11 protein-coding genes are annotated in these 13,133 nt (G+C 72.6%); 5 read left to right on the forward strand and 6 right to left on the reverse strand.

The annotated features are described in order from the left end of the window. Positions 1-75: 75 nt before the first annotated feature. Positions 76-1,725, forward strand: a complete 1,650-nt coding sequence (locus AB0L37_RS26140; protein WP_365510074.1) for a cytochrome bc complex cytochrome b subunit — start codon at positions 76-78, stop codon at positions 1,723-1,725. A gap of 18 nt (positions 1,726-1,743) precedes the next feature. On the opposite strand, the gene AB0L37_RS26145 is transcribed toward AB0L37_RS26140, so the two are convergent. Further along, a complete protein-coding gene (locus AB0L37_RS26145) occupies positions 1,744-1,875 on the reverse strand; it encodes a hypothetical protein (protein WP_365510077.1) in 132 nt (43 codons plus the stop codon). A gap of 192 nt (positions 1,876-2,067) precedes the next feature. Between AB0L37_RS26145 and AB0L37_RS26150 the strand changes: the two genes are divergently transcribed. Together AB0L37_RS26150 and AB0L37_RS26155 are read left to right on the forward strand one after the other, a co-directional pair. Further along, the gene (locus AB0L37_RS26150) at positions 2,068-4,359 is read left to right on the forward strand and encodes an NB-ARC domain-containing protein (protein WP_365510080.1); all 2,292 of its coding nucleotides are present in this window, start codon (positions 2,068-2,070) and stop codon (positions 4,357-4,359) included. 288 nt (positions 4,360-4,647) lie between these two features. Beyond that, complete coding sequence (locus AB0L37_RS26155) at positions 4,648-5,670, forward strand: helix-turn-helix domain-containing protein (RefSeq protein ID WP_365510083.1); 1,023 nt, start codon at positions 4,648-4,650, stop codon at positions 5,668-5,670. Here AB0L37_RS26155 and AB0L37_RS26160 read toward each other — a convergent pair. The 3 genes from AB0L37_RS26160 to AB0L37_RS26170 form a co-directional block, all read right to left on the reverse strand. Continuing rightward, a complete protein-coding gene (locus AB0L37_RS26160; protein ID WP_365510086.1) occupies positions 5,630-6,442 on the reverse strand; it encodes an alpha/beta hydrolase in 813 nt (270 codons plus the stop codon). The genes AB0L37_RS26155 and AB0L37_RS26160 overlap by 41 nt on opposite strands. Positions 6,443-6,522: 80 nt before the next feature. Next, a complete protein-coding gene (locus tag AB0L37_RS26165; RefSeq protein ID WP_365510089.1) occupies positions 6,523-7,248 on the reverse strand; it encodes an alpha/beta fold hydrolase in 726 nt (241 codons plus the stop codon). 48 nt (positions 7,249-7,296) lie between these two features. After that, entirely contained in the window at positions 7,297-8,274 is a 978-nt protein-coding gene (locus tag AB0L37_RS26170; protein WP_365510092.1) for an alpha/beta hydrolase, read from the reverse strand. Between the two features lie 230 nt (positions 8,275-8,504). Between AB0L37_RS26170 and AB0L37_RS26175 the strand changes: the two genes are divergently transcribed. Then, positions 8,505-9,059 carry a DNA starvation/stationary phase protection protein gene (locus AB0L37_RS26175; protein WP_365510094.1) on the forward strand — a complete coding sequence of 185 codons (555 nt, stop codon included), beginning with the start codon at positions 8,505-8,507 and terminating at the stop codon, positions 9,057-9,059. 4 nt (positions 9,060-9,063) lie between these two features. Here the strand turns inward: AB0L37_RS26175 and AB0L37_RS26180 are convergent, their stop codons facing one another. Further along, positions 9,064-9,588 (reverse strand): hypothetical protein, encoded by a 525-nt coding sequence (locus tag AB0L37_RS26180; protein ID WP_365510097.1) that lies wholly within the window; start codon positions 9,586-9,588, stop codon positions 9,064-9,066. A 56-nt stretch (positions 9,589-9,644) separates the two neighbouring features. Then, positions 9,645-10,994 carry a hypothetical protein gene (locus AB0L37_RS26185; RefSeq protein ID WP_365510099.1) on the reverse strand — a complete coding sequence of 450 codons (1,350 nt, stop codon included), beginning with the start codon at positions 10,992-10,994 and terminating at the stop codon, positions 9,645-9,647. Between the two features lie 150 nt (positions 10,995-11,144). On the opposite strand from AB0L37_RS26185, the gene AB0L37_RS26190 reads away from it, so the two are divergent. Further along, on the forward strand, positions 11,145-13,037 hold the full coding sequence (locus AB0L37_RS26190) for a ricin-type beta-trefoil lectin domain protein (RefSeq protein WP_365510102.1): 1,893 nt from the start codon (positions 11,145-11,147) through the stop codon (positions 13,035-13,037). Positions 13,038-13,133: the final 96 nt, after the last annotated feature.

Genomic DNA, 13,133 nt, shown 5'->3' on the forward strand with positions numbered 1-13,133 from the left:
AAGGTGCACTCTCGATGTCACATCCCGGCTGCCCGCGTCCGTCTCATGGGCGAGCGCTCATGGGAGGCACCGGAGATGGCATCTGAGACGGCACCCGAGAAGGCATCCGAGATCACGGCGGGCGAACGCGTCGCCGACTGGGCCGACGCCCGCCTCGGCGTCTACGGCCTCGGCCGCAAGTACCTGCGCAAGGTCTTCCCCGACCACTGGTCGTTCCTGCTGGGCGAGATCTGCCTCTACACCTTCATCATCCTGATCCTGACCGGCGTCTACCTGACGCTGTTCTTCCATCCGTCGATGAACGAGGTGACGTACGACGGCAGTTACGTTCCGCTGAGCGGGATCCGGATGTCGGAGGCGTACAGGTCGACGCTCGACATCAGCTTCGACGTGCGCGGCGGGCTGCTGATCCGGCAGATCCACCACTGGTCGGCGCTGATCTTCGTGGCGGCGATGTTCGTGCACATGATGCGGCACTTCTTCACGGGCTCGTTCCGCAAACCGCGTGACGTGAACTGGGTGTTCGGCTGGCTGCTGCTGTTCCTCGCCCTGTTCGAAGGGCTGATGGGGTACTCGCTGCCGGACGATCTGCTGTCCGGGGCCGGGATGCGGCTCATCGAGGGCATGACCCTCGCCGTCCCGGTCGTCGGGACGTACCTGTCGTTCTTCCTCTTCGGCGGCGAGTTCCCCGGCACCGACATCATCGGCCGCTTCTACTCGCTGCACATCCTGCTGCTGCCCGGCATCATGCTGGCGCTCGTCGTCACCCACCTGATCCTGGTCTTCTACCACAAGCACACGCAGTTCCCCGGCCCCGGAAAGACCGAGCGCAACGTGGTGGGCGAGCCGTTCTTCCCCAACTACGTGGCGAAGGCGGGGGGTTTCTTCTTCCTCGTGTTCGGTGTCGTGACGGTGATCGCGGCGGTCGCGTCCATCAACCCGGTCTGGGTGTACGGGCCTTACCGCCCCGACCAGGTCTCCACGGGCGCGCAGCCCGACTGGTATCTGGGGTTCGCGGAGGGTCTCGTACGGGTCATGCCCGGCTGGGAGATCTCGGCGTGGGGCCACACACTGAACATCGGGATCCTCGTGCCCCTCGTCGCGTTCCCGCTGTGGCTGGTCCTCATCGGGGTGTATCCGTTCGTGGAGGCCTGGATCACGGGCGACCGGCGCGAGCACCATCTCCTGGACCGGCCGCGAAACCGCCCTGTCCGTACGGGACTCGGCGTCGCCTGGCTGACCGGGTTCTTCGTCGCGATGGCGGCGGGCGGCAACGACCTGTGGGCCACGCACTTCCACCTCTCGGTGAACGCCATCACGTGGGTCGCCCGGGTGGCGCTCATCCTGGGCCCGGTCCTCGCGTTCGTCGTCACGAAGCGGGTGTGCCTGGGGCTCCAGCGGCGGGACCGGGACAAGGTGCTGCACGGGCGCGAGACGGGCATCATCAAGCGGCTGCCGCACGGGGAGTTCGTGGAGCTCCACGAACCTTTGCCGCAGGGCGAGTTGTACCGGTTGACGCAACACGAGCAGCCGAAGGCCCTGGAGCCGCTGCCCGCCGAGGACGAGAACGGCGTACGGCGACGGGTGCGGCGCGGGCGGCGGCTGCGGGTGGCGCTGTCGCGGTGGATGTACGGGGAGGGGACACAGGTCCCGAAGGCCCGGCCCCCGGCACCTGCGCTGGAGCGGCCCGCGCCCGGCTCCAGGGAGGAGAGCAAATCGGGGTGACCTGTCGCCGCCGGCCTGTCAGCGCTTGCTCCGGATCCACCCGATGACCATGGCGACGGCCAGGATCACGACCACGACAGCGAACGCGGCACCCAGCCACGGAGGGCTGTCCGGGCCTCCGCCCGGGGCGGCCCACGGCGTCTCATTCATCTGCGGCTCCTCCTGGAAGGTGCACGGCAACCTGGCTGAACAACCGGCCTCGAAGCTCCGGGTGCCCCTGGGGTCACTGACCAGTCCGTGAGCGCCCGGCGCCGACTCGTCCCGAGATCTCCTAAGATTTCGGAAGATCGCGCCGGGGGGCCGAAGGCGTGGCGGAACTCCAGACAGGGCCTAGGGGGCAGGGTGGGCGGGGAAGCCGCGACGTTCGGATCCGTACTGCGGGAGCTGCGGCTCGGGGCCTCGCTGACCCTGGAGGGGCTGGCGGAGGCGTCGGGCGTCAGCGTGCGCGGGATCGGGGACCTGGAGCGGGGCCGGCGCGCGGCCCCGCAGCGGCGGACCGTGGCCGCTCTCGCGGACGGGCTCGGTCTCGGCGAGGCGGACCGGGAGCTGCTGCTGACCTCGGCGCGGGCGGGGCGCAGCGGCGGGTACCACCCGGTGGGCGTTCGGGCGTTCCCGCGCGGCATCGACGACTTCGTGGGCCGGGACGACGAGCTGGCCCGGCTTGCCGGCCTCGCCGGGCTGGCCGCGGTCCGACGGCCCGCGCAGGGGGCCCGCGATCCGGGGCAACCCGTGGTCGTCGCCGTGTCCGGGCCGCCGGGCACCGGGAAGACGACCCTCGCCCTGCACGCGGCGCGCGCTGTCGCCGGCTCGTTCCCCGACGGGCAGCTCGTCCTCGACCTGCGCGGCATGGACGCCGAGCCGCCGGGGCCCGGCGAGCTGATGCTGACCGTGTTCAAGGCGCTCCAGGTCGCCGACCGCGACCTCACGAAGGTGGGCCCGGAGGGACATCCGGCGCTGTACCGGCGGCTGTTGGCGGAGCGGCGGTTCCTGCTGGTCCTGGACAACGCCCACGACGAGGCGCAGGTCCGTCCGCTGCTCCCGGGAGCGGGGGCGGGCATGGTGATCGTGACCAGCCGGCGCATGCTCACCGGCCTGGAGAGCGTGCACCGGATCCCGCTCGGCGAGCTGAGCCCGGACGAGGCCGCGCGATTCCTCACCGCGCTGGTCGGTCCCGAGCGGGCCGCCGCCGACCCGGCCGCCGTCGCCGACGTGGCCCGGCGCTGCGGTCATCTGCCGCTGGCGCTGCGGGTCGCGGGGAACTGGCTGGCGACCCGTACCGGCTGGTCCGTACGCCGGCTCGCCGACCGTCTCTCGTACGACGACCGGCGCCTGGACGCCCTCACCGCCGGGGACGTACGGGTCTCCGCCGCGTTCGACCTGTCGTACCGGCAGCTCACCCCGGGCGCCGCCCAGCTGTTCCGGCGCCTGTCGCTGGTCCCGGGTCCGACCGTCGGCGTGGCGGGCGCGGCGCAGCTGATCGGGCGTCAACTGCCGGACACCGAGGACGCGTTGGAAGAGCTCGTCGAGACCGGGCTGCTCGGCGCGGACCAGGAGCGCTACCGGCTGCACGACCTGCTGCGGCTCTTCGCCCGGACCCGGCTGGATGCGGAGGAGAGCCCCGAGGACGCAGACCTGGCCCGCGCCGCACTGCACGACTGGCTGCTCGCGACCGCGACGGTCGCCGGGCGCTGGTTCGAACCGGGGCACGGCGCACCGCCCGCCGACTGGCAGGGCATGGTCGACCTGTCCAGCGCCGCCCTGGGCCAGGAGTGGCTGCGCACCGAGAACGCCAACTGGCTCGCGGCGCTGCGGGCCGCCGCCGCGTCCGGTGACCACGCCGCCGTGACGCAGGTCGCGGAGGCCCTGCACTGGTTCTCCGACCAGTGGATCTTCTGGGGGCACTGGCCGGAGGTGTTCGGCACCGCCGCCCGCAGCGCGCAGGCCCTCGGCGATCCGGTCGTCGAGGCGACGCAGCTCAACTACCACGCCTGGGCGCTGCTGCTGTGCGAGCGCCGCTTCCGGGACAGCATCGCGCGCTCCAGCGAGGCACTCCTCGTCGCGGAGCGGGCCGGCGACAAGGACCAGCAGGCCTGGTCGCACAACTACCAGGCCTGGGCCTACCGGAAGCTGGGCGACCACGACACGTCCGCGGCCCACCTCCGCATGGCCGCCGAGCTCTTCGACGCGGTCGGCGACGTGCACGGCAGCCTCCAGGCACAGTTCGGCGAGGGGCTCGCCCTGGTCGAACAGGGCCGCGGGAAGGAGGCGCTCGCGTCGCTGCGCGCCACCCTCGCCTTCCTGGAGCGCGAGAGCCACCGCCTCGAACCGCACTCCGCCGAGATCACCCTGCTCGGCGTGCACTCCGCCATCGGCAATTCCTATGCCCTGCTGGAACAGTGGGAGGAGTCCGTCGTGCACCTGCGGACCTCCATCCGTATGTGCCGCGAGACCGGCAACACCGCCCTGGAATCACGCCAGTTGACCCACCTGGGCGGCGTCCAGCTCTCCGCCGGACGCCCGGACGAGGCGCGCGAGGCCTGGGCCCGCTGCGTCGATCTGGGGCACGGCGCCGACCCCCATGCGCTGGACAAGGCCCGCGCCGGCCTCGCCGACCTCGACTCGGACCGACCGTAGTCCCGCCGGGGCCACGGCAGTTGACGGTCCGCGCACCGGACTGTTCCCTGGGCGCACCGTCGCGCCCGGGTGCCGCCCGCACCCGTTTCTGCCTCCTTTGTGCCTGGAGCGGGGGACGGCTCGCTGGTTGGCTGGTCCATGGCGGAGTTCCGGGGCGACGTTGCCGGCCGGGCATCCGCGTAGGACCAGGAGCGGGCCGTGCCTTGTGGGCGCTGCCCCCTCATCCCCCTCCCCCTGCGCCGCGGATCCACAGCTCCGCCCTGCGCTGCGGATGACGAGGAGACACAGATGAGGCCTGAGCCGACCACCCTTCCCGTACCTCATGAGGGCGGGCTCGACCACTGGCACGACGCACTGGGCCGGGCGCTGGTGCCGATGCGGGTCGTGCCGCGCGCCGACGGCCCCTTCACCGGCCGGGTCCACGGCGAACGCGTGGGCTTCCTGCGGCTCGTGACCCTGGAGGCCGACCCGCACCGGGCGAGCAGGACGGCGTCCCACATCGCCCGCGCCACCGAGGAGTTCGTGGCCCTGACCGTCCTCAGGGAGGGCAGCGCGACCCTCGTCCAGCACGGACGGCAGGCCACCGCGGGCCCCGGGGACCTCTTCGTGTACGACACCGCTCAGCCGTTCCTCCTCGACCACCCCGAGCGCGTGCGCGCGTACGTCGTCCTCATGCCGCGGCGGGCGCTCGGGCTGCCCGCCGACGACGTCCACCGGGTCACCGGGACCGCGATCGGCGGCACCGAGGGGTGCGCGGCGGTGCTGTCGCCGTTCCTGAGGGCGCTGGCCGCCTCCGTCCCCGTACATCCGCCGGCCGCGGCGACGCGCCTCGCCTCCGGTGTCGTCGACCTGTTCGCCACCCTGGTCGCCGAGCGGACCCAGGACGGGACGGGGCCGCGGACCGGACGCGACCATCTGGTGCTGCGCATCCGCGACCACATCGACCGGGAGCTGGGCGATCCCGCCCTGTCCCCGGAGGCCATCGCGCGGGCGCACCACATCTCCGTGCGCTATCTGCACCGGCTCTTCGAGGACGAGGGCGTCACCGTCGGCGGTCTGATCCGGCGGCGCCGCCTGGAGGAGTGCGCCCGCGAACTGGCCCGCGGCGGCGCGGCGCCGACCGTGGTGTCGGTGGCGCAGCGCTGGGGGTTCGTGAACGCCGCGCACTTCAGCCGGGTGTTCCGCGCCGCCTACGGCAGCTCCCCCCGCGAGTGGCGCGCCCTGCGCGCCGGTGAACACCCGGGCGTGCGGGCCCGGTTCAGGGTCGCCGTCAGCGGGACTCGCGGACAGCGCGCAGGATCAGCCGGGTGACGGTGGCCGGGTCGGTCACCGAGACGGCGTGCGACGCGCGCACCGACTCCGTGCGGGCCTGCGCCCGGTGGGCCATCCACACCTCGGCGGCCGGCGGGATGTTGCGGTCCTGCGTGGCCACGAGGTACCAGCTGGGGATCTCCTTCCAGGCGGCGGCGGTGGCCGTCTCCTGGAGGGCGGCCAGCGCGATCGGGCGCTGCGTTGCGGCCATGATCTGCGCGGTCGTGGTGGACACCCCGTCCGCGAACTGCTGCCGGAACACGTCCTTCCTGATGACGAGTTCGGTGCCCTCGCCGCCGCTGGGCAGCGGGTACGTCTGCTCGGTCACGGCCTCCCCGAGGGTGCTGCCGGGGAACTTGCCGGTCAGGCCGAGCGCGCTCTCGCCGATCTCCGGGACGAACGCGGCGATGTAGACGAGCGCCCGCACCCGGGGGTGGCCGGCGGCGGCCTGGGAGATCACCGCGCCGCCGTACGAGTGCCCGGCGAGCACGATCGGGCCCTCGATGCTGTCGAGGACGCTGCGGATGTACGCGGCGTCGCTCGCCAGGCCGCGCAGCGGGAGCGCCGGCGCCAGCACGCGGTGGCCGCGCGCGAGCAGCCGCTCGACGACGCCGCTCCAGCTGGAGGCGTCCGCGAACGCGCCGTGGATCAGGACGACGGTGGGCTGGTCGTGGCGGTGCCGGGAGGCCGCCCGGTCGTCGGCCGCCACGGCCGGGGTGGAGGCGCCGACGGCGCCCAGGGCGACCGCCCCGGCCAGCAGGGAGGTGGACACGGCGCGACGCGAGACAGGTGAGTTCATCGTGAGCTTTCTGTGGGCTGGAGGGTGGTGGGTGCGGGTCCCGGTCGGGCCGGTCAGTCGGAGATCTCGGCGACGGCCCGCTCGATGAGGGCGACGACCTGCCCGGGGTGCGCGAGCATCACGAGGTGCGAGGACTCGGCCTCCACGACGCTCATGCCGGCGCGCTCGTATCCGTAGCGCTCCACGTCGGGGTTGATGGCGCGGTCGGCCGTGGCGACGAGACCCCAGGACGGCTTCGTGCGCCAGGCCGCGACCGGCGCCGCCTCGCTGAACGCCTGTGCGGCCAGGGGCCGTTGGGACACGGCGAGGACGGCGGCGAGGTGCGGGTCGACGTCCGCGGCGAAGATCGCAGGGAACTTCTCGGGGCGCACGGACACGTCCACGCCGCCGTCGGCCGACCCGTCGACGGGGAACGGCGTCCGTACGAGGGCCGAGGCCAGGTCCGAGTCGGGGAAGCGGCCCTGGAGCTCGCCGAGGCTCTCCCCCTTCTCCAGGGCGTACCCGGCGAGGTAGACCAGGCCGCGCACGTTGTCCTCGGCGCCGGCCACGGTGATGACGGCGCCGCCGTACGAGTGCCCGACGAGCAGCACGGGCCCCGGGATCTGCCGGACGAGCGAGGCGACGTACGCGGCGTCCCCGAGCAGGCCGCGGTTGGGCACGGCGGGCGCCACGACGTCCAGGCCGCGGGCGACGAGTTCGGGGATGACACGGGCGTAGCTGGAGGCGTCGGCGAAGGCTCCGTGGACCAGGACGACGGTGGGCTTGTCGTTTTCGGGCATGCGTGACTCCCTTGAGGGCGTGGGTGGTTGAGGTGAGGCCTTCGGTGCTTACGCGGCGGCGAGGGCGGTGCGCAGCGTGGTGACGGCCAGGCCGATGGCGGCCTCGGCGGCGTGGGTGCCGCGCAGGGCGTTGAGCATGACGAAGTCGTGGATGACGCCCTGGAAGCGGACGGCGGTGACGGGCACCCCGGCCTCGCGGAGCTTGTTGGCGTACGCCTCGCCCTCGTCGCGCAGCACGTCGGCCTCACCGGTGATGACCAGGGCCTGCGGCAGTCCGGCGAGCTGATCGGTGGTGGCGCGCAGCGGGGACGCGGTGATCTGCGCGCGGTCCGCCTCGTCGGTCGTGTACTGGTCCCAGAACCACTGCATGCCGTCGCGGCGCAGGAAGTAGCCCTCGGCGAACTGGTGGTAGGAGCCGGTGTCGAAGCTCGCGTCGGTCACCGGGTAGAACAGCACCTGCGCCGCCAGCGGCAGGCCGCCGCGCTCCTTGGCCATCAGGGTCAGCGCGGCCGTCATGTTGCCGCCGACCGAGTCGCCGGCCACGGCGATCCGGGAGCCGTCGAGGCCGTGCGCCGCGCCCTGCTCGGCGACCCAGCGGGCCACCGTCCAGTTCTGCTCGATGGCGACCGGGTAGCGGACCTCGGGCGACAGGTCGTACTCGGGGAAGACGACGGCGGCGCCGGTGCCGACCGCCAGTTCGCGCACCAGCCGGTCGTGGGTGTGGGCGTTGCCGAAGACCCAGCCCGCGCCGTGGATGTAAAGGACGACGGGGAGGGTGCCCTCGGCGCCGGCCGGGCGGACGACGCGTGCCCGCACGCTGCCGGTCGGGCCGCCGGAGACGGTGATCCACTCCTCGTCCACGGCGGGCAGGTCCACGTCGCCGGACTGCACCTCGTCGACGGCCTTGCGGCCCTCGGCGGGGGCGAGGTCGAACAGGTAGGGCGGGTTGGCGGTCGCCTCGGCGAACGCGGCCGCGGCGGGTTCGAGGACGGGCACGACCGGCTCGGCCGGATCGAATGTCGACATGAAGGCCTCCTGGCAGGAGAGACGCGGGAGGCCGTTCCCCCCGCTCACGCCTCGACGCTAGGGACCGTGGGCGGGAGAACCGGTGCGTCCGCGCACCGGTGCTGTTGCGGGAGTGCACTGCCGTCGGCACTGTGCGCCGGCGGACCACACCGTGTGCGCGCGACGGCAAGGACCGGCCGGCCCCGCCTCCTACCGTCGGCGCATCCGCAGCCCGTCACAGGAGGCACACCATGACCGTCAACTCCCTTTCCACGCGCGTGATCCAGGAGTTCGGGGACGTCAAGCAGTTCCCGTTGGGGCTGTCGCACGAGACCCGGGCGTACGCGTGCGGGCGTCTCAACAAGGTCCTCGCGGACACGCAGATCCTGTACGGCCTCTACAAGAAGCACCACTGGCTGATGCGCGGCGTGACCTTCTACCAACTCCACCTCGTACTGGACAAGCACGCCGGCGAACAGCTGGAACTCGTGGACGCGCTCGCCGAGCGCGTCCAGGCGCTCGGCGGGGTCGCCGTCGGTGACCCCCGGCACGTCGCCGAGCTCACCTCGATCCCGCGGCCGCCGGACGGCGTCGAGGAGGTCCCCGCCATGCTGTCCCGGCTGGTGGAGGCGCACGAGGCGATCCTGATCGACGCCCGCGACGGCGCCGCGCGGGCCGCCGAGCTCGGCGACGACGGCACCAACGACCTCCTGGTGTCCCAGGTGATCGTGACGGGCGAGCGCCAGACGTGGTTCCTGGCCGAGCACCTCGTCGACACGCCCCTGACCCGCACCGCAACGGTGTGACCCGTCAGCAGGGCCTGACGGCCACCCCGACCTCGTCGGCGAGGTGGTCGAGGAACGCGGGACAGTCGTACGCGGCCGTCTCCTCGGGCTCCCAGCCGTACTCCGCGGCGAGGTACGCCCGCCCCGCCTCCGAGAGCAGCGCGGCGCCGATCTCGACCGCGTACTCGGGGTCGTCGAGGTCGCCCGGGTGGGAGCCGGGGCCGTCGGCGCAGGCGCAGGAGGCCGGGGCGAGGGTGGCGCTCAGGGTGTTCGCGGCCTCGGTGTAGGCCGCGGGGACGCCCGTCCCGGCGAGGCGGTGGCAGACGTACCAGCAGGTGGCGAAGAGCAGGACGGCGTGGCCGGTTCGCTCCTCGATGCCCCGGGTGAAGGCGTCCTGCGCGGTCGCGGCGAGGGCGGTGAGGGCCGGCTCCGGTTCCACGGACGGGTAGTCGCTGACGATCCCGGCGAGATCGCCGATCAGGTCGCGGTGGTCTTCGGGGAGTTCGGCCGTCACGGCGGCGGCACCGGCCTCGGGGTTCGTATCGGTCACGTCCGTAGCGGACGGTCAGGAGCAGGGCGGCGGTTCCGTACCCGGGACGTCACGGATCAGAAGCCGCCGCCCCCGAAGTCCCCTCCCCCGCCACCGAAGTCGCCGCCGCCTCCGCCGTCGCCGAAGCCGCCGCCGAAGTCGGAGGAGTCGAAGTCGGCGCCCGAGTAGTCGCCGCCGTCGTACCCGGCCCCGGCGCCGAAGTCCCCGTATCCGGCGCCGTAGTCGGAGGCGTAGGCGGGGCTCGCCATCATCGAGCCGAGCATCGTGCCGACGAGGAGGCCGGGGAGCATGCCGCCGCCGAAGTAGCCGCCGGCCCACGGGCCGTACATCGGGCCCGCGTCGTAGTACGGGCGCCGCTCCCCCGCCCCCGCGTCGACCGTGCGCACCATCGGCTCCTGCCCGTCGCGCAGCCGCGCCGCGTCCGCCGCGCAGACGGGGACTTCGCGGGGCGCGCCGCCGGGCGGTGTCCACTCGGCGTCCTCGACCGACGGCCCGTGGCGCGGGTCGAAGAAGCACGGGGCCCGGCGCTCGGGCAGCGGGCGGCCCTCGCGGCGCGCCGCGAGCAGGGCCAGCGAGAAACGGCCGTCCTCCAGGGCCTGGGTGACGCCGCGGACGTCCTCGGGGCGCTGGGCGGCGGCCATGAACTGCTTCGCCTTCTCGTACGCGTCGAGTGCCCGCTCGTAGTCGGCGCGCATCGCGTCGTCCGCGCCCGCCTCGGCCGGGTGGAAGTCGAGCCGGTCGAGTTCCTCGCCGAAGGCCGTGATGTCCTCGTCGACGACGACCCTGAGCTTGTCGAGGGCCTCGCGCTGTTCCGCTTCGCGGCGTCGCCGGTTCCGCCTGACCAGGGCGTACGCACCCGCTCCGCCGACCACGACCACGCCGCCGACGCCGATCAGCGCGCCGACGGGCACGCCGTCGTCACCGCCGCCCGCGCCCCACGAGGAGGGCGCCGAGCCCTTCGCCGTGCGGACGGCCGTGTCGACGAAGTCGTCGAGCTGCTGCTTCACGGGCTCGCCCTGGACGCTCTTCGTCAAGTTCCGAACGGCTTGGTTCGACATGACCTGGTGGTCGGCGCGGGCGTCGAAGCGGTCGCCGAGCCGGATCCCGTAGACGCCGACGACCCCCGTCTTCGTACGGAGATCGGTGAACAGGTCCTGCGTCGGGAAGTCGGCGGGCAGCACCGCCACCATCACCGGCTTGTCCGCGTCCTTGATCTTTTTCGTCAGGGCGTCGGTGTCCGCCGAGGTCAGCTGCCCGGCCGCCGCCGGATCGACGTAGACGGGGCTCTTCTCCAGGGCGTCCGCCACGGCGGAGACGTCCGTGGCGGCGGCAGCGGGCGGCGCGACGGCGAGGGTCGCGCCGAGGACCAGGAACGGGGCGGCGAGGGCGGCTATGAGGGGCCTCATACCTCGACGCTAACCCAGCGGCGCCGGGAATGACGGATCGGAGTGTTCGTGACGTGAAGTCTTGACGCGCACCAGGAACACCTTTTAACTCACGTCTTGAACTAAGCCATGAGAGTGCTCTGTTGGTTTCACCGTGACACAGGAGGCACCGTGCGCACCCCCACACGTTCACTCAGATCCGGCCGACGGCTCGCCCGGCTGCTCCTCGCCGGGGCCCTGACCACCGCGGGGCTCGCCGGAGCGGGCGCCCTGCCGGCGCACGCGGCGGGCGAGCAGGTCACCGTCTGGCTCACCACCACCGACGACAGCGGCGGCCGGCACGTCACGCGCGGTCTGCAACAGCAGGCCCCGGTGTCGTTCCAGGCGGGCACCGGCGCCACCGGGACGACGCTCACCGTCGACGAGAACACCCGCTACCAGACGTTCACCGGCGGTGGCGCGTCCTTCACGGACACCGCGGCCTGGCTGCTCAACAGCAGCGGCGCCCTGTCGCAGGCCACCCGCGACGCGACGATGAAGAAGCTGTTCTCGCCGACGGACGGCATCGGCCTCTCCTTCATCCGCAACCCCATGGGCGCCTCGGACCTGGCCCGCTACGGATACACGTACGACGACGTACCGGCGGGACAGAGCGACCCCACGCTCGCCAAGTTCTCCCTCGCGCACGACCAGGCCGACGTGCTGCCGCTGACCAAGCAGGCCAAGCAGCTCAACCCGGCGGCCACCGTGATGGCGTCGCCGTGGACGGCGCCCGCCTGGATGAAGGACAGCGGACAGCTCAACGGCGGCTGGCTGAAGGCCGAGAACTACGGGACGTACGCGAACTACTTCGTGAAGTACCTCCAGGGGTACGCGGCGGCCGGCGTGCCCGTGGACTACGTCACCGCGCAGAACGAGCCGACGTGCTGCTCCGGCTACCCGTCGATGAGCTGGAACGGCAGCGGCCTGGCGTACTTCACCAAGAACGAGCTGCTGCCGAAGCTCGCGAACGCCGGCCTGAAGACCAAAGTCCTCGCCCACGACTGGAACTGGGACACCTACGACGCGTACGCGGCGCCGACCGTCGACGACGCGGCCGTGCGCTCGCACCCGAACTTCGGCGGCATCGCCTGGCACGGCTACGGCGGCGACATCGCCAAGCAGACCTCGGTGCACAACGCGTACCCGTCCCTCGACGCCTTCCAGACCGAGCACTCCGGCGGCACCTGGATCGCGAACCAGCAGCGCGAGGACATGATGAACATCATCGACTACACCCGTAACTGGGCGAAGTCGGTGACCAAGTGGTCCCTGGCCGTGGACCAGAACCGCGGTCCCCACAACGGCGGTTGCGGCACCTGCGACGGGCTCGTCACCGTCCACAACGGGGACGACCGCAGCGGCCAGGTCGACTACACCGTCGAGTACTACACGATGGGCCACCTGACGAAGTTCGTCCGCCCCGGCGCCTCGCGGATCGCCTCGACGGCGTCCTCGTCCGTGCCGAACGTGGCGTGGCGCAACACGGACGGCTCGAAGGCACTGATCGCGTACAACGACGCCTCGAACGCGAAGGACGTCACCGTCAACTGGGGTGGCCAGCACGTGACGTACTCGCTGCCGGGCAAGACGTCGGCGACGTTCACGTGGGGCGGGACGCAGGCGGGCGGCGCCGACGCGGTGGGCGCCTTGCACGGGCTCGGCGACAAGTGCCTGGACGTCAAGGACGGGTCGACGGCCAACGGGACGCCCGCGCAGATCTGGACCTGCTACGCCGGATCGCCGAACCAGACGTGGACCGTGAAGTCGGACGGGACGGTGCGGGCGCTCGGCAAGTGCCTCGACGTGTCCGGGGGTTCGACCGCCGACGGGGCGAAGGTGCAGCTCTACGACTGCAACGGCACGGGGGCGCAGCAGTGGCGGTACGAGGCGTCCTCCGGGGACCTGGTGAATGTGCCGGCCGACAAGTGCCTTGATGTGACCGGGGGTTCGTCGGCGGACGGGACCCTGGTGCAGGTGTGGTCGTGTACCGGGGCCAGCAATCAGAAGTGGAGGCTGTCGTAGCTGAGGTGGGGGGGGGGGGGGGGGGGGCGCGCGGCGGGCAGCGCCCGGCGGCGGCGGCGGGCGGAGGGACGCCAACCCCCCCCACACCCACGCCCC

This window comes from Streptomyces sp. NPDC052225 (genome assembly GCF_040679615.1).
Classification (GTDB): Bacteria; Actinomycetota; Actinomycetes; order Streptomycetales; family Streptomycetaceae; genus Streptomyces.

Coding starts and splice junctions, on each gene's coding strand:
- AB0L37_RS26155 (WP_365510083.1), top strand. CDS start 4,648: ATGAGGCCTGAGCCGACCACCCTTCCCGTACCTCATGAGGGCGGGCTC.
- AB0L37_RS26140 (WP_365510074.1), top strand. CDS start 76: ATGGCATCTGAGACGGCACCCGAGAAGGCATCCGAGATCACGGCGGGC.
- AB0L37_RS26170 (WP_365510092.1), bottom strand. CDS start 8,274: ATGTCGACATTCGATCCGGCCGAGCCGGTCGTGCCCGTCCTCGAACCC.
- AB0L37_RS26185 (WP_365510099.1), bottom strand. CDS start 10,994: ATGAGGCCCCTCATAGCCGCCCTCGCCGCCCCGTTCCTGGTCCTCGGC.
- AB0L37_RS26165 (WP_365510089.1), bottom strand. CDS start 7,248: ATGCCCGAAAACGACAAGCCCACCGTCGTCCTGGTCCACGGAGCCTTC.
- AB0L37_RS26145 (WP_365510077.1), bottom strand. CDS start 1,875: ATGAATGAGACGCCGTGGGCCGCCCCGGGCGGAGGCCCGGACAGCCCT.
- AB0L37_RS26175 (WP_365510094.1), top strand. CDS start 8,505: ATGACCGTCAACTCCCTTTCCACGCGCGTGATCCAGGAGTTCGGGGAC.